General features: G+C 70.7%; 15 protein-coding genes. 2 read left to right on the top strand and 13 right to left on the bottom strand.

Annotation, left to right across the window (positions count from 1 at the left end; genetic code table 11):
* The first annotated feature begins 46 nt into the window (after positions 1-46).
* Both OG494_RS37580 and OG494_RS37575 read left to right on the top strand, forming a co-directional pair.
* The gene (locus tag OG494_RS37580) at positions 47-1,666 is read left to right on the top strand and encodes an alpha/beta hydrolase (RefSeq protein ID WP_328446919.1); all 1,620 of its coding nucleotides are present in this window, start codon (positions 47-49) and stop codon (positions 1,664-1,666) included.
* Positions 1,667-1,791: 125 nt separating this feature from the next.
* Positions 1,792-2,064, top strand: a complete 273-nt coding sequence (locus OG494_RS37575; RefSeq protein ID WP_328446917.1) for a helix-turn-helix domain-containing protein — start codon at positions 1,792-1,794, stop codon at positions 2,062-2,064.
* 32 nt (positions 2,065-2,096) lie between these two features.
* Here the strand turns inward: OG494_RS37575 and OG494_RS37570 are convergent, their stop codons facing one another.
* The 13 genes from OG494_RS37570 to OG494_RS37510 all read right to left on the bottom strand — a co-directional run bounded on the left by OG494_RS37570 (position 2,097) and on the right by OG494_RS37510 (position 15,115).
* The gene (locus OG494_RS37570; protein ID WP_328446915.1) at positions 2,097-2,675 is read right to left on the bottom strand and encodes an EndoU domain-containing protein; all 579 of its coding nucleotides are present in this window, start codon (positions 2,673-2,675) and stop codon (positions 2,097-2,099) included.
* 30 nt (positions 2,676-2,705) lie between these two features.
* Positions 2,706-3,986, bottom strand: a complete 1,281-nt coding sequence (locus tag OG494_RS37565) for a hypothetical protein (protein ID WP_328446913.1) — start codon at positions 3,984-3,986, stop codon at positions 2,706-2,708.
* Entirely contained in the window at positions 3,980-4,585 is a 606-nt protein-coding gene (locus OG494_RS37560; protein WP_328446912.1) for an ABC transporter ATP-binding protein, read from the bottom strand. Before OG494_RS37560 ends, OG494_RS37565 begins: the two co-directional genes overlap by 7 nt.
* Positions 4,582-5,457 (bottom strand): TIGR03621 family F420-dependent LLM class oxidoreductase, encoded by an 876-nt coding sequence (locus tag OG494_RS37555; RefSeq protein WP_328446910.1) that lies wholly within the window; start codon positions 5,455-5,457, stop codon positions 4,582-4,584. Before OG494_RS37555 ends, OG494_RS37560 begins: the two co-directional genes overlap by 4 nt.
* 13 nt (positions 5,458-5,470) lie before the next feature.
* The gene (locus OG494_RS37550) at positions 5,471-6,313 is read right to left on the bottom strand and encodes a TIGR03621 family F420-dependent LLM class oxidoreductase (RefSeq protein WP_328446908.1); all 843 of its coding nucleotides are present in this window, start codon (positions 6,311-6,313) and stop codon (positions 5,471-5,473) included.
* 71 nt (positions 6,314-6,384) lie between these two features.
* The gene (locus tag OG494_RS37545) at positions 6,385-8,208 is read right to left on the bottom strand and encodes a phosphoenolpyruvate carboxykinase (GTP) (protein ID WP_328446906.1); all 1,824 of its coding nucleotides are present in this window, start codon (positions 8,206-8,208) and stop codon (positions 6,385-6,387) included.
* A 350-nt stretch (positions 8,209-8,558) separates the two neighbouring features.
* Entirely contained in the window at positions 8,559-9,272 is a 714-nt protein-coding gene (locus OG494_RS37540) for a hypothetical protein (RefSeq protein ID WP_328446904.1), read from the bottom strand.
* Between the two features lie 104 nt (positions 9,273-9,376).
* Positions 9,377-11,215 carry a dynamin family protein gene (locus OG494_RS37535; RefSeq protein WP_328446902.1) on the bottom strand — a complete coding sequence of 613 codons (1,839 nt, stop codon included), beginning with the start codon at positions 11,213-11,215 and terminating at the stop codon, positions 9,377-9,379.
* A complete protein-coding gene (gene grpE, locus OG494_RS37530) occupies positions 11,212-11,553 on the bottom strand; it encodes a nucleotide exchange factor GrpE (protein WP_442874521.1) in 342 nt (113 codons plus the stop codon). The genes OG494_RS37535 and grpE overlap by 4 nt, the downstream gene beginning before the upstream one ends.
* Positions 11,554-11,745: 192 nt before the next feature.
* The gene (locus tag OG494_RS37525; RefSeq protein WP_328446898.1) at positions 11,746-12,369 is read right to left on the bottom strand and encodes a TetR/AcrR family transcriptional regulator; all 624 of its coding nucleotides are present in this window, start codon (positions 12,367-12,369) and stop codon (positions 11,746-11,748) included.
* Positions 12,366-12,845 carry a YqeB family protein gene (locus OG494_RS37520; protein ID WP_328446896.1) on the bottom strand — a complete coding sequence of 160 codons (480 nt, stop codon included), beginning with the start codon at positions 12,843-12,845 and terminating at the stop codon, positions 12,366-12,368. The genes OG494_RS37525 and OG494_RS37520 overlap by 4 nt, the downstream gene beginning before the upstream one ends.
* A gap of 43 nt (positions 12,846-12,888) precedes the next feature.
* Positions 12,889-13,536, bottom strand: coding sequence for a hypothetical protein (locus tag OG494_RS37515; protein ID WP_326945347.1), 648 nt, complete (start codon positions 13,534-13,536; stop codon positions 12,889-12,891).
* Between the two features lie 61 nt (positions 13,537-13,597).
* Positions 13,598-15,115, bottom strand: a complete 1,518-nt coding sequence (locus tag OG494_RS37510) for a dynamin family protein (protein WP_442874520.1) — start codon at positions 15,113-15,115, stop codon at positions 13,598-13,600.
* Between the last annotated feature and the right edge of the window lie 81 nt (positions 15,116-15,196).

Genomic DNA, 15,196 nt, shown 5'->3' with positions numbered 1-15,196 from the left:
TATCAATAGCGCGACTCCACTTGAGAAAAGCCAAAGGGGCAACCGTATGACACGACTCCGCTACGCGGTGGTGATCCCGGCGATCGCGGGCACCCTGCTGGCCGGGTTCACGCCTGCGTTCGCAGGTCAGGAGGCCGCGGCGGCCAAGCTGCCGCGGAACTCCACGAACATCCCGGCGCAGTACGCGAACCAGAAGCTGGACTGGCACAAGTGCGCCGTCCCCTCCGAGCTGCCGACGGCCCCGCCCGCGGGCGCCGAGGGCATGGAGTGCGCGACCTACAAGACGCCGCGCAACTGGTACCAGGCGAACGCCCAGATCGACCTGACCATCGCCGTCAGCCGCCTGAAGGCGACCGGCGACGCGACGGCCAGCGTCGTCACCAACCCCGGCGGCCCCGGCGCGCCCGGCCGGAACTTCCCGGCCCGGCTGCGCAACCAGCCGAAGCTGCGGGAGCACCAGGAGATCGTCGGGTTCGACCCGCGCGGCACCGGCAAGAGCACGAACATCACGTGCGGCGGTGCGATCGGCACCGGCTCGGACCTGGACCCGCGTGACCGCGACCGCGCGAACCTGAACCTGATCCTGCAGGCGACGAAGTACGCCGCGCAGTCGTGCCAGGTGAAGTCCGGCGAGCTGGGCCCGCTGATCAACACCGACCAGACGGTCAAGGACATCGACCTGCTGCGCGTGCTGCTCGGCCGCGACAAGATCAACTGGGTCGGCTACTCGGCGGGCACCTGGATGGGCGCGCACTACGCCCAGGCCTACCCCACGCGCACCGGCCGGTTCGTCCTCGACTCGTCGACGGAGTTCACGACCACCTGGCAGAAGTCCTTCGACTGGCAGCCGCTCGGCTTCGAGCGCCGCTGGCGGCAGGACTTCCTCCCGTGGATGGCGAAGTACGACAAGCTCTACCACTTCGGCACCACCGGTGAAGCCGCTCGCCAGACCTACGAGCAGGTCCGCTACGTCCTGACCCAGGGCGCGGTCACCCTGCCCGACGGTTCGAGCGTGTCGGCCAACGGCCTGGACGCCTTCATCGCGTCGAGCATCTACTCGAAGCGCTCCTTCCCGGGGCTGGCCGACTACTTGGTCAGCGTCCGCACGCTGACCCAGGGCGGCACGTCGGCCCAGGCGAAGACCGCGGCCGCGCAGAAGGTCAAGGCCGCCGACAAGAGCACCACGACCTACGGCGCGCAGCCGCTGATGGTGCCGACCGACGGCGACGCCTACGACGCCAGCTTCTGGACCATCCCGTGCAACGAGGGTCCGTGGACCGGCACGACGAACAGTGCCATCAAGGACTCGCAGAAGCTGATCGACAAGCAGCAGCCGCTGCTCGGCGCCGGCTGGTTCATCCAGCCGTGCCTGTTCTGGAAGAAGACCCCGGCCCCGCTGCCCGTGCTGGACGGCAAGGGTGTCCCGCCGGTGCTGATCGTCGAGTCGGAGCACGACCCGGCGACGCCGATCGAGGGCGCGCGCCGCGCGCACAAGGCGTTCGCCGGTTCGCGGATGCTGACGATCACCGGTGAGGGTGACCACGGCATCTACGCCGGCGGCAACGCGGGTGTGGACAAGGTCGTGGAGGCCTACCTGGTCGACGGCGTCGTGCCGAACGACCAGAGCCTGCCCGGTGTGGCACTTCCGGTGCCTCCGGGCGCCTGACGCCACTAGGTGTTGTGGAAGCCCCGTCGAACTCCGGTTCGGCGGGGCTTTTCCACATCTGTCCCCGACCTGTGCACAGAGTTATCCACAGGCGGTGGACAACTGGTGGTATTAGAATCGGGTTCATGGTGCGGGTGCCGCTGACGGACGAAGAGCGCGAGCGAGGCGAACGCCTCGGTCAGGCGCTGCGGACGGCACGGGCCGGCCGGAGCATGGTCGACGTCGCAATCGAGGCCGGGATCTCGGTGGAGACGCTCCGGAAGATCGAGACCGGCCGCATCCCGACGCCGGCGTTCTTCACGGTCACGGCGATCGCCGACGCCGTCGGGCTGCCGCTGGACGCACTGCGCGCGGCGGTCGCGACAGCCGCGTCACCATCACTTTCCCAAGCCTCGTGAGTGGTTAGGGCGGTTCTAACCGCCCTAACCACTCACGAGGTGCGCAGCTGGGTCAGGATGTGGTCGCGGTCGTTGAGGAACGCGCAGCCCGCCACCGGTAGGTCGTAGCTGTTCAGCAGCTTCTCGAAGTCCGACAGCTCGTCGGCCGAGAACTTCAGGTCGACCTTTGTCGCGTGCGCGGCCAGGACGTCGGCCAGCTCTTCCCACTCGCCCGACCACAGCAGGGTCCGGTAGTGCGTGAAGTCCTCGGGGGAGAGCCGGTCGCCGAGCATCGTGAGGACGCTGTCGGCGAAGAAGCTGATCCGGTTCTCCTTGAGGTCGGCGACCGTCGGGTTCGCCGGGTCGCGGGCCGCGTCCGGGTTGCGGGTCACGCCGGGGCCCGCCACCGGGTAGGCCGTGTGCACGTACCCGTTCTCCTCGACCAGCACGACGATGTGCACGTTGAACCGCTCGCCCGCACACCGCCAACGGCCGTTCCGCTGCTGTCGCCGGGCCTCACTCGGGTCGTTCGCGACGTCCTTCACCACCGAGATGATGTGCTCGTCGCTCCAGCCCGGAGGGAACTCGCTGGTCGCCCTGCGCCCGACCCCCGACGCGTGTCCGCCACCCATGACTGCTCCATTCGTCGCATCGAGGGTAGGTCAGATGGCCGCTGAAAGCAGCACGATCCCAATAACCTGCAGGTCGAGCCCGCGGAAGAGCTGCCGCACGAGGTTCGCGGGCATCGGCCCCATCGGGGTGTCCACGAACGCCGGGTTGCCGTAGTCGATGGCCTTGCGGGTGACCGTCCGCAGGATCGAGAGCACCGACAGCGGTACCGCGAGCCACGCCGGCCCGGCGAACGAGGTGCCGGCCGCCAGCGTGACGCCGTACAGCACCGCCGCCCACAGCAGGCCGACGCCGGCGAGCACCAGGCCGTTCGCCAGCACCAGGTCGCGGTTGGGCGAGCCCAGCCAGCGACGGCGGCCCGCGTTGCGCCACAGCTCGCCGAGCCCGGCGCTGAACGGCGTCAACGCGAGGTACGCGCCGAGGCCGACGAGGACCGGGGCCGGCAACGTCGGCAGCGCGATGTGCGCCACGACGATCGCGAAACCGACCAGCACGGCCGCGCCCGCGTACTTGGAGCGTCCGAGCGTGCCCGCCCAGGCCAGCCGCAACGGTGTCGGCCGGCGCACCGGGATCCGCCCCACCGGCGCCGACGGCGGGAGCAGCATCATCGGGTCGAGGAAGGTGACGGCGACCGAGCGCAGCACCCGGCCCTCCCAGCCGGCGAGCAGCGTCGACCGGCCCGCGCGCGTCACCGGCTCGCCGCCGAACGCCAAGGGCAGGGCCGCGAGCACCACGCCGGCCGCGACGAACTCCACCGTGGCGGCGCCGAGGTGGAACGCGGCGATCGCCAGCCCGAGCACCGCCAGCACCAGCGGGCCGGCCGCGTCGAACCACAACGCCGTCCGCCGCGCGGTCACGTAGGCCACCACGGCGGTCGCCGCGACGACGGCGATCCCCGCGCGCCACTCGTCGAGCCCGCCGCCGCCGACCGCGAGCAGCAGCGCGACCAGGTAACCGGTCACCGCCACCACGCCGGTCCACGCGCCGAGCAGCCGCAGCGCGACAACCCGGCCGCGGTCGACCGGCGCGAAGTCCAGCCAGGTCAGCTCCGCCGGCTCCACCCACGCGAACCCGCGGCGCAGCAGGCCGCGCCAGCCCACCGCGCAGCACAGCGTCAGCAGCCCGAGCACGGCCGGGAAGTCCACCTGCGACGAGCCGTAGACCGCCGGGCGCCAGCCGTCGACGTGGAAGAACGCGGTGAAGAGGAACCCGAAGCCGAACAGGAAGACGAACGACGCCGTGTCGCCGCTGAAGATCCCGCCGAACCGCTTGCGGCCCGGGATCTTCATCCGCCGCGGCGAAAGGGTCACCACAGTTCGAGCACACTGTCCGCGGCCTCCAGCAGCGGCGGGTGGTGGGTGGCCACCACGACCGCCGCGCCGGCCGCCGTCGAGCGGGCGATCACGTCGACCAGCCATTCCTTGCCCGCGGTGTCCAGCGCGCGCTCCGGCTCGTCGAGCAGCAGGACGCGGTGCGGCCGCGCGGTGACGCCGAGCAGCAGCAACCGGCGGCGCTGGCCGGCCGAGAAATGCCCGGCGGTGACGTGCATGCGCTCGCCGAGACCCGCGTCGCGCAGCAGTTCCCGGTGGTCGCCGAGGTCGGCGCCGAACGTGCCGGCGAGAAGATCCAGGTGCTGCAACGGGGTCAGCTCGGCGAAGAAGTCGGAGTCGTCGAACAGCACCGACACCTTCCGCCGGAACTCGACGTCCCGCTCGTCCGGGAGCCTGCCGTCCACCAGCACACGCCCTCGCTGCGGCTTCTGCATGCCGTAGAAACAGCGCATCAACGTCGACTTGCCGACGCCGTTCGGCCCGACGATCGCGGCGACTTCACCGGCGTCGACGCCGAAGTCGAGGTCGTCGAACAACCAGATGTCGCCGGCGCGGACGCCGATCCCCTTCGCGTCGATCATCGGAGCGCTTCGAGCACCGGGGCGAACTGGGCCATGTCCTGCTCCAGGACGGTGTAGTAGGTCAGCCCGAACCGCTCGCGGTGCGCGTGGAGCTGCTCGGCGACGTCGGCGGGAGAGCCGACGAGCGCGGTCGGGACCTCGGCAAGCTGGCCGGCGCTCAGCACACCCTGCGTCCGTTTCGCCAGCTCTTCCAGCGCCGCTGCGCGGTCTTCGGTGATGTTCACGAAGTGGCACAGCAGGTTGAACTCGGGGTCGCGGTCACCGAGCTTCGACCGGACGAACTCGACGCGCTCCTCGATGTCCTCGGCGCTCGCCGGGATCAGCGCGGCGCCGTCCGGCGACTTGGCCGTGCCGGTGAAGCCGATGATGTCGGCGTGCTCGGCGGCCAGCGTCAGGATCCGGTCGCCGCGGCCGGCGAGCAGCAGCGGCGGTCCTCCGGCGCGGACCGGCGCGGGCTTGTGCTCCGGGTCGGCGTAACTCCGCTCGAGTTCGAGGATCGTGCGTTCGAGGTGGTCGACGCGCTCGCGAGCGGACGGGAACGGCATCCCGGCGGCCTCGAACTCCTGCTTGACGTACCCCGCGCCGAGCCCGAGCTCCAGCCGACCTTCGGTGAACTGGTCGGTGCCCGTGACGTCGCGGGCGAGCAGCACCGGGTTGTAGAAGGGCGTGTTCAGCACGAAGGTGTTCAGCTTGACGCGCGAAGTGACCTCGCCGGCGAGCACGAGCGCCGGGAACGGCGGCGCCATCCCGAGGTGATCGGCCGCGGACACGACGTCGAAGCCGAGGTCCTCGGCCTGGCGGCACTTCCCGACCCACGCGGCGCGGCTGTCCGGCACGACCATGTTCACGCCGAAGCGGAAGTCCCCAGTCATACCGACAAGGTACTCAGCGGAGCTTTTCGATCACCGGGGCCAGCCTGGTCAGGTCCTCTTCGATCACCGTGAAGTAGCTGACGCCGAGGGTCTCCCGGGTGCGCAGCAGCTGCTCGGCCGCCGCTTCCGCCGAACCGATGAGGACGGTGGGCAGCTCGGCGAGCTCGGCGGCGCCGAGGTGCGGCACGAGCCGGCGGGCCACTTCGAGTGCCGCCTGCCGGTCGTCGGTGATCCGGACGAGGTGGACCATCAGGTTGAGCTCGGTGTCCCGGCCGCCGAGCGCCCGCTTCACGAAGCCGACGCGCTCGGCGACCGCGGCGGGCGCGGCCAGGGCCAGGCGCCCTTCGGCCGCGCCGGGCGCGGTGCCGGTGAAGGCGATGGTGTCGGCGTGCTCGGCGGCGAACTGCAGCATCCGGTCGCCGCGGCCACCGAGCAGCAGCGGCGGCCGGGGGCGACCCTCGTACGCACGCTCGATCTCGGCGACCACCCGCTTCAGCCGCGCGAACCGCTGCCCGGGTGTGCCCCACTCGATCCCGGCGGCCTCGAACTCCGCGCGGACGTACCCCGCGCCGATCCCGATCTCGAGACGGCCGCCCGTGAACTCGTCGAGCCCGGTGAGGTCGCGGGCCAGCAGCACGGGGTTGTGGAAGCTCGCGTTGAGCACGTACGTGCCGACCTGGACGCGCTCGGTGGCTTCGGCCGCCAGCAGCAGCGCCGGCACCGGCGCGACCCGCCCGAGGTGGTCGACCACGCCGACGACGTCGTAACCGAGGTCCTCGGCCTGACGGCACTTCGCCACCCACTCGGCCCGTGAGCCGGGCGCCACCAGCGCCACCCCGAACCGGAACGGTCTCATGGCCGCGAACCTACCCGCAGACGCGGAGAAGGGGACGTCCCGCGTGGGACGTCCCCTTCTTCTCAGCGGACTCAGGCGAGGCGCTGGGCCAGCGCGTCGAGCTCGTCACGCAGCGACGTCGGCACCTTGTCGCCGATCTTGTCGAACCACTCCTCGATCAGCGGCAGCTCCGCGCGCCACTCCTCGGGCTTGACGTCGAGGGCGGCCTGGATGTCCTCGATCGGCTCGGTCAGGCCCTCGGTGTCGAGGTCCTCGGCGCGCGGCACGAACCCGACCGGCGTCTCGACCGCGTTGCCCTTGCCCTCGACGCGCTCGATGACCCACTTCAGGATCCGCGAGTTCTCGCCGAAGCCCGGCCACAGGAACCGGCCGTCGTCGCCGCGGCGGAACCAGTTGACGTAGAAGATCTTCGGCAGCTTGTTCGCGTCGGCGTTCTTGCCCAGCGTCAGCCAGTGCTTGAAGTAGTCGGCGGCGTGGTAGCCGAGGAACGGCAGCATCGCCATCGGGTCGCGGCGCACGTTGCCGACCGCGCCGGCGGCCGCGGCCGTCGTCTCCGAGGACATGGTGGCGCCCATGAACACGCCGTGCTGCCAGTCGCGGGCCTCGTTCACCAGCGGCACCGTGGTCTTGCGGCGGCCGCCGAACAGGATCGCCGAGATCGGCACGCCCTTCGGGTCGTCCCACTCGTCGGCGAGGATCGGGCACTGCGACATCGGCGTGCAGTAGCGCGAGTTCGGGTGCGCGGCCTTCTCGCTCGACTCCGGCGTCCACTCCTGGCCCTTCCAGGAGGTGGCGTGCTCGGGCTGGTTCTCCATGCCCTCCCACCAGATGTCACCGTCGTCGGTCAGGGCGACGTTCGTGAAGACCGTGTTGCCCTGCTCGATGGTGCGCATGGCGTTCGGGTTGGTGTGCCAGTCGGTGCCCGGCGCGACGCCGAAGAAGCCGAACTCCGGGTTGACCGCGTACAGGCGGCCGTCTTCGCCGAAGCGCATCCACGCGATGTCGTCACCGAGGGTTTCGGCGCGCCAGCCCGGGATGGTGGGCTGCAGCATGGCGAGGTTGGTCTTGCCGCAGGCGCTCGGGAACGCCGCCGCGACGTAGTGGACCTTGTCCTCGGGGGAGATCAGCTTGAGGATCAGCATGTGCTCGGCGAGCCAGCCCTCGTCGCGCGCCATCACCGAGGCGATGCGCAGCGAGTAGCACTTCTTGCCGAGCAGCGAGTTGCCGCCGTAACCCGAGCCGTAGCTCCAGATCGCGCGCTCTTCGGGGAAGTGCGAAATGTACTTCGTTTCGTTGCAGGGCCAGGAAGAGTCCTTCTGACCCGGCTCGAGCGGCGCGCCCACGGAGTGCAGCGCGGGCACGAATTCGCGCTCGCTGCCGTCCGGCCCGACGAACTTCTCGAGGGCCGCCTTGCCGGCGCGGGTCATCACGCGCATCGACGCCACAACGTAGGCGAAATCGGTGATTTCGATACCCAGCTTGGGATTCTCGTCGGCGAGCGGACCCATGCAGAAGGGGATGACGTACATCGTGCGGCCGCGCATCGAGCCCCGGAAGAGCTCGGTCATGGTGGCCTTCATCTCGGCCGGGTCGGTCCAGTTGTTGGTGGGACCGGCGTCCTCGGGACGCTCCGAACAGATGAAGGTCCGGTCTTCGACGCGGGCGACGTCGTTGGGGTCGGAGGTGGCCCAGAAGGAGTTCGGCTTCGACTTGAGCTGCACGAACGTGCCGGCTTCGACGAGCTCCTGGTTGATCCGGGCGGCTTCTTCGTCAGACCCGTCGACCCACACCACGCGGTCCGGGGTCGTCAGCTCGGCGACCTCCCGGACGAAGGACAGCACGCCACTGTGCGTCGTCGGCGCGGTGTCCAGTCCGGGGATGGCGACTGCGGTCATCTCTACTCCTGACTTCCGACGACAAATGAGCCCGCTCGGAACGACGGTGTTCCGATGCGGGCTTCGTTGCCGGCGACCGAATGGCTTCGCACACCGGCTGGCGAAGCCGGTGTGCGTTTTTTGGGATTCCCCGAGAGTAGCCGCATGACCGGCAGGTAACCGAGAGCTGACGTGTACGTTCTCTCACAAGAACGATAAGGGAATCGATTCAGACGTCACCGGATCGGTGCATTTGCAGTAAATCTTGCGGTGGGCGGCCTCACACCCGTGACCTGCTTGTTTTCATTTTCGACATGAAAAAAGCCCGACGCTGGTGCGCCGGGCTTTCAAACTGTGACCTGGGTAACGTTTCAGTTGGGTGAGATCCACTGTCCGGTGCCGGAGTCGATGTGCGCGACGCCCTCGAGCGTCTGCGTTCCCGCGCCGCCCCACTCGGCGTCACCCGCGGGGTCACCGATCTGCTGGTCGCCGCCCGAATCCAGCAGTCCACTGGAGACCTCGGTCCACTGGCCCGGGCCACTGTGCTCGAACGTCGTGCTCGTGCCGTCGGCGTCGACCTGCACCGCGATGTCCGCTTCGCCGTCGCCGTCCTTGTCGGTGAAGGCGATGGTGCCGCCGCTCTTCGTCTCGACGACAGCGGTGTCGTTGTGCCCGTCGTGGTCGGTGTCGATGGTCGCCGCGCCCGCGTCGACCTCGCCGTCCGGCATGTCCGCGTGGATGTGGCCGCCGGAGCTGTCCTCGTGGCCGCTGCCGGTGTCCGAGTCATCGTGGCCCCCGCCACCGGACTGGACCCACTCACCGCTGGCCTCGTCGTAGACGGCCTGCTCGACGACGTGCCCCGTGTCGTCGAGGACGGCGTACTGGTCGGCCTCACCATCGTGGTTCGAGTCGATGAAGGCCTGGGCCGTGCCGTCGTCGTGCTCGACGATCGCGGTGTCGTTGACACCGTCGTCGTTCACGTCGTAGTTGACCTCGGCCTGGTACTCCTGGCCGTCGACGTGCACGGTCATCGCCTCGGCACCGTTGGCGTCGGTGTCGCTGCCGCCACTCTCGTCGACCCACATGGGACTTCCCCCTTCGAACCGGGTAACGCCGTTCTCCGACCTGCTGTCTGAGGGTATGACTCACCGTAGGCCGGTTCGGTTCCCCACCACAACCGGACGCGCGCTCAGGCCGTCTTGTCCCGCAATGCCCGGATCCGGGTCAGGAAGGCTTCCGCCCGGTCCCGGCCGTCGCTGACCTCTTTCAGGCGCTTCGACACGATCGCGATCTTCTTCGCCCGCTCCTGGGCGCCCATCTTGATCGTCTTGTCGACTTCCTTCAGCTCGCCCTCGATCGCGTCGATGCGCCGGCCGAGGGCCTCGTCCAGGGCCATCGACAGCTGCTGCTCGGCCTCGATGAGCTGCTCGGCGACGAGCTGGTCGAGCGTCGAGCGGGCGTCCGCGATGGCTTCGACGAGCCACTGCTTCAGGTGCTGCTTGTCGGCCGCGTGCTTGCGCGTGCGGGCCATCCACCAGCCCGCGCCGAGGCCGATGATGATCGTCACCGGCAGCACCACGGGGTTCAGGATCGCGACGCCGGCCAGGGGGAGCGCGGCCACCTTGCCCGCGCCGACACCGCCCGAGATGCCCATGAAGACGAGCAGTTTGTCCTCGGCCGTCGGCGGCTTCTTGTCCGGCGGGCGCAGCACCACGGGCGGGCCGCCGGCGCGCGCGAACTGCGCACGGATGACGTCCAGCTCCTCCGGCGAGAACAGCTCGGACAGGGAGACGTTCGTGACCTGGTTGAGCCGCTGGGAAAGCAGCATCGAGATCCGCTGCGACGTCGTCTGCAGCGCGATGTCGACCTGCTGCGGCAACGCGGCCAGCTCGTCCCGCTTGGCGGCGTCGATCAGCTGCCGGAAGTGGGTCTGCGCGTCCCGCATCTGGCGGCTGCTCTCGTGCAGCACCTCGACGCGGGTGCGCTGCACCTCGCCGCGCAGCTTCAGCTGCCAGCCGCGGGTCGACGTCCGGCGCTCGGCCTGCAGCTGGTCACGGCGTTCGCGCAGCTGCTCGGCCTCGGCCTCGCCCGCCGACAGCGCGCGGCTCTCGGCCTGCAGCTTCGCCTTGAGCACGGCGAGCGCGCTGGACAGCGCGCGCAGCGTGTTGGCCTCGCCGAGCATCGCCGAGCGGCCCACCAGCAGTTCCTGCAACGCGGTCTGGATCGCGGCGACCCCGGACTTCTCCCGCAGCATCGCGGCCATCTGCTCGTTGGGCGCCTTCGCGGCGGTCTCGAACATCCGCGCCGACACCGGGTGGAACACGGCGTCGGCGAAGCGGGGCGCGTACTCGGCCAGCAGCTGCCGGTCGGCCGCCAGCACCTCGCGCCAGCCGCGGAACATGTCCACCTTGGTCAGCGCGAACACCACCGTCTCGACGCGCTCGCCGACGTCGCGCAGGAACTGCAGCTCGCTCGAGGTGAACGGCGCCGAGGCGTCGACCACGAACAGCAGCGCCGTCGCGCCCGCGGCGGCTTCCTTGGCCAGCTCGCCGTGCATCGAGTCGAGCCCGCCGACGCCGGGGGTGTCGACCAGCGAAAGCCGTTCGAGCAGCGGCACCGGCCCGGTGACCTCGACGTAGCGCGGCGGGATCTGGCCCGGCGGCAGCTCATGCGCGGCGGAGACCCAGTTGATCAGCTGGCCGAGGTCGATCGGCACCGGCGCCAGCTGGCCGGGGTAGCAGGCCTGCGCGCCCCAGGCGTCCGCGTGGTCGAACACGAGGTAGGTGGCGGTGGCGACGTCGGCGTCCACAGGGGATAGTCCCGGCCGCGCGAGCAGGGCGTTGACCAGGGAACTCTTGCCGCGGTTCGTCTCACCGACGACCACGACGGCCGGCTTCTTCGGCCGCGCCTTCCGGATGTCGTCGACCCACCGGGCGGCGTCGGGATCGGCGTCGCGGACGACGGTCAGCAGCTGGTCGCGGGCCGCCTGGACCTGCGCGGGCAGGCTCGGCGCGGTGGGCGCGCTCACGGGGTCTTCTTCGCGTAGACGATGACGATCGGGGCACGCAGCAGGCGGTCGTGGTCGGCGAACCCGGTGACCTCGGTTTCCGCGACGACGCCGTCCAGCGCCGGGTCCTCGGTCGGCAGCGCGCCGCCGGCTTCGTGCCAGGCCGGGTCGAACCGCTCGCCGTCGGGCCGCAAGGCGTGGACGCCGATCGCGGCCAGCCCCTCTTCGAGGCGTTCGACAACACCGCCGCTGCGGGCGCGATCCAGCGCGTACAAGCACATCTGGATCAGCGCGTCACGGTCCGCGAGTGCGCGCTCCAGGCCTACAGGGGACGTGATGACCGGCTGCAAGGGGTGCACATCGGTGTCCGACGCCGGCTTCGCGCCGTCGGTTCCCTTCTCCGCATCGGCTTCCTCGATGATCTGCGCGATGCTCAGCGCCGGGATCTGGCCGGTGGGCGTCTCATCGGCATCCACCACGCCGTCCTTACGAAACCACGCCACCCGCACCACCCCGTCCGGCTCCGCTGAGATTCCACCAGTTTGGAGCACTCAAGCGCCATCCGGGGGCGAAACGGCCGAGACCGGGCGCAGGAAGCGGATCAAGATCGTCCGGAGGATCACCAGTTCGGCCGCGGTGTCGACGTCCGGGTCGAAAGCCGCCCGGGTGATCAGCGCGTCGGCGAGGGCGGCGACCCAGCCGGCCGCGGCGTGCGGCGGGACGCCGGGGTCGATCAGGCCGGCGGCCACGGCCCGCTCGATCAAGACGGCGAGGCCGTCGGCCAGCGCGCGTTCGTTGTGCCGGATCAGCTCGGCGAACTCGTCGTCACGCGCGGCCTGCGCGGCGGCTTCGAGCACCAGCCGGGCGATGGCGGGGTGCGCGACCTCGGCGGCCAGCGCGAGCGCGACGTCGAGCAGCGCGGTCCACGGGTCGCCCGCCTCGGCCGCCGCCGCGAGCCGTTCGGCCGTGTCGCGGGCGTCCTCCTCGAAGATCGCCGTGAACACCGCGCGTTTGTTCGGGAAGTAGTGGAAGAGGCTGCCGGAGCTGATGCCCGCGGCGCGGCAGATGTCCGCGGTCGTCGTCCGCTCGAGGCCCTTCTCGGCGAAGCACCCGGCGGCGGCGTCGACGATCGCCCGGCGCTTGGCCGCGTGCTTCGCGGGGTCGACGGTCCTCATCGCTCGGCCGGCGGCTCGTCGCGCCAGGGATACCCGTGCTCGGCGAAGGCCCGGGCCAGCTCGGGCCCGCCGAGGTCGGTCTTCTCGCGGGCGATCTCGCGGCCGTCGGCGGTGTGCAGGACGAGCTCCTTGCCGTCGAGGTAGACGGCGTCGAGCTCGGCTTCGATGCGTCGCGTCTTCTCACCGCGGACCAGGGTGACGCGGGTCGGCGACACCGTGACGACCAGCCGGTCGTGCGCCCAGATCACCGCGAACGCGAACCCGAGCACCAGGCCGCCGGCGACGGCGGCGAGCGTCGCCCAGGGTTGCGGCAGCTTCGTGAGCACCTTGAACACACCCTGGAACGGGAAGGCCGGCAGGCCTGCGACCCACGCGGCGACGGCCCAGACCCCGACGCCCACGGCGGCGCCGGCCAGGGGGCAGCCGACCCAGGACCCGGTGCGCAGCCACGACGGCTCGTCGACGGTCGTCTCCATGCCGCCTATTATCAGACCGCGCGCTCGGTTTATGAAAGCCGGGTCAGACCAGTTCGTTGATCACTTCGCGGAGCTTGGCCTCCAGCCCCGGGCCGTCCTCGGCGAACCGGGACGAGACCAGCAGCTGGTCGTCGGCCGTGCGCAGGCAGATCGAACCGGCCACGGAGATCTCGATGACGTTCAGCCGGAACGGGTACGCGCGCCGCCCCTGCCGCACCTCGGCCTCCCGCACGAGCTGGCCGAGCCGTTCGCCGGCGACGATCTGGCGCCGGTAGAAGCCGGGTGCCCACGGGGTCGTGCCCGACGGCTCGCCCGCACCGCGCAGCGCCGGGCCGCGCGCGTTGGCGAAGTGCCGGGACGCGGCCGGCGCGAAGTACTCGATCGCCTGCCGCATCGCCGAATCGTGGGCGAGCGCGGGCCGGCCGTAGCGGTTGCGGGGACTGCGCGGATCCGGGTCCACCCGGCCGCGCAGGAACGCGAGGAGGTCGTTCCACCAGTCCGCCCACTGCTCCTGGACGGCGGCGCGGTCGATCTCCGGCGGGACGTGCACCGGGACCTGCGGCTCCACCGGCGGCAGGACCTGTCCTTCGGAAACGGACAGCGCCAGGGCGTCACGGATGTACAGCGCGACGTCGATCTCGGTCTCGCTGCTCCACCCGGCTCGCCAGGATGTCGTGTTCTCCAGCTGCACGTTTTCCAGAGTACGCGGGAAAGCCGCTGATCCCGGCAAAGTCGGCAAGGTGAAACAAGCGTCAGGCCGGTTGCTCGCGCACCTGTTGCCAGATCAGGAAATACGCACGGTGCACCACATGCGCGACGCGGCTCTGCGCCGGCGTTGCGCCGAACGACGCAAAGGACCGCCACCAGCCCGCGCGCTCGAGGGCGTGCGCGGCCAGCTCCGGCCGGGGCGCGCCCGGCTTGCCGAGCTGGGCGCCGATGTCGGCGTTGCTGCCCACCCGCAGCACCTCTTCGGAGAGGTCTTCGGGCATGTCGACGGCGCCGGAGGCGACCAGCGTCAGCGCTTCGAGCAGCCGCAGCTGGTGGGCCTCGGGCTTGGCGAGCAGCACCTCGATGGCGTCGTGCACGCGCTGGCGCTCGGCCGGATCGCCGGAGGCGTGCGCGAGCGCGGTGACGGACGCGAGCGCGGCGGCCGCCTTGATCCCGTCGGCGCGGGCGGCGAACACGATCGACAGCCGCTGCCGCACGGCTTCCAGGCCGGACGCGTCCAGCAGGGACCGCCGCAGCCCGCCCGCCGTGATCTCCGGTTCCTTGCGGATGACGTCGACGGCGTGCGAGACGCCGAACAGGTCGAGCTTCTCCAGCAGCCGCAGCCGGGTGCCGGCCGGGACGTCGCACTCCCAGCTGGTGAAGATGTCGGCCGAGATCAGCATGGTCTGCAGGACGTCGTCGTCGAGCTCGGCCAGCTGCCGCAGCGCCTCGGCGTCGGCGGAGGTGAAGCCGCCCGACTCGGCGGACTCGGCGATCAGCCCGATCACCGGCAGGACGTCGGCGACGCGCGGCTTGAGCGTCGAGGCCTGCTTCTCCGACAGGATCGTCGCGGCTTTCCAGATGTCGCCGTCGGCGCCCTCGACCGACTCGGGCGCGATGGTGTCGGCCTTGTTCAGCACGGCGATGGCGTTGACCGGGCCGGCCTCGCGGCTCGCGGTGGCGGCGGTGAACGCGGCGAGCGCCTGCTGGTCGTCGGCACGGACGCCCTGCGTGACGACGTAGAGAACGGCCTCGGCGCCGGCGACGGCGTTGCGCGAGGTGTCGTCGAGGTCGTCGGAGCCCTCTTCGTCGTCTTTGCGGTGCTTCGCGGCGCCGAGGAGCAGCTCGGTGCGCGACACCGACGCGGCGTCGAGCGAGCCGAGGCCGGGGGTGTCGATGACGGTCATGCCCTGCAGCACGGCGTTGGTCAGGTAGGCCTCGATGTGCGAGACCTTGGTGATGTCGACGCCCAGCTCGGCCGGGATCATCCCGTCGGAGGCGAAGGGGAGCACCTGCTTGCGGCCGTCGGTGAAGACGATCTCGACGCGGTCCACGGTGCCGTACTGGAAGCGGGTCACCAGCCGGGTGCACTCACCGATGTCGGTCGGCGCGACCCGGCGCCCGATCAGCGCGTTCACCAGCGTCGACTTGCCCGACTTGATCCGCCCGGCGACGGCCACCTGCAGCGGCGCGCCGAGCCGGCGCAGCACCTCGGCGAACCCGGCCGACGTCCGCGCGGACACCTGCGACTGCAGGCGGTGGCACAGGTTGGCCACGGACATCGACAGCGGACCCGCGAGCCGGTTCTGCTCCGGTGACGTCACGACCCCCAGTCCTCCCCGGTCGAACGGACACGACCCGGG

Origin of the sequence: Amycolatopsis sp. NBC_00438 (assembly GCF_036026695.1) — a bacterium.
GTDB lineage: Bacteria > Actinomycetota > Actinomycetes > Mycobacteriales > Pseudonocardiaceae > Amycolatopsis.
Note: the sequence above shows the minus strand (reverse complement) of the source record. Positions and strands in the feature narration are given on the sequence as shown.

What these genes read in the sequence shown, in the direction of transcription:
- OG494_RS37525 (WP_328446898.1), bottom strand. Translation starts at nt 12,369, where the DNA reads ATGAGGACCGTCGACCCCGCGAAGCACGCGGCCAAGCGCCGGGCGATC.
- OG494_RS37580 (WP_328446919.1), top strand. Translation starts at nt 47, where the DNA reads ATGACACGACTCCGCTACGCGGTGGTGATCCCGGCGATCGCGGGCACC.
- OG494_RS37560 (WP_328446912.1), bottom strand. Translation starts at nt 4,585, where the DNA reads ATGATCGACGCGAAGGGGATCGGCGTCCGCGCCGGCGACATCTGGTTG.
- OG494_RS37520 (WP_328446896.1), bottom strand. Translation starts at nt 12,845, where the DNA reads ATGGAGACGACCGTCGACGAGCCGTCGTGGCTGCGCACCGGGTCCTGG.
- OG494_RS37550 (WP_328446908.1), bottom strand. Translation starts at nt 6,313, where the DNA reads ATGAGACCGTTCCGGTTCGGGGTGGCGCTGGTGGCGCCCGGCTCACGG.
- OG494_RS37540 (WP_328446904.1), bottom strand. Translation starts at nt 9,272, where the DNA reads ATGTGGGTCGACGAGAGTGGCGGCAGCGACACCGACGCCAACGGTGCC.
- OG494_RS37545 (WP_328446906.1), bottom strand. Translation starts at nt 8,208, where the DNA reads ATGACCGCAGTCGCCATCCCCGGACTGGACACCGCGCCGACGACGCAC.
- OG494_RS37570 (WP_328446915.1), bottom strand. Translation starts at nt 2,675, where the DNA reads ATGGGTGGCGGACACGCGTCGGGGGTCGGGCGCAGGGCGACCAGCGAG.
- OG494_RS37575 (WP_328446917.1), top strand. Translation starts at nt 1,792, where the DNA reads ATGGTGCGGGTGCCGCTGACGGACGAAGAGCGCGAGCGAGGCGAACGC.
- OG494_RS37555 (WP_328446910.1), bottom strand. Translation starts at nt 5,457, where the DNA reads ATGACTGGGGACTTCCGCTTCGGCGTGAACATGGTCGTGCCGGACAGC.
- OG494_RS37510 (WP_442874520.1), bottom strand. Translation starts at nt 15,115, where the DNA reads ATGTCCGTGGCCAACCTGTGCCACCGCCTGCAGTCGCAGGTGTCCGCG.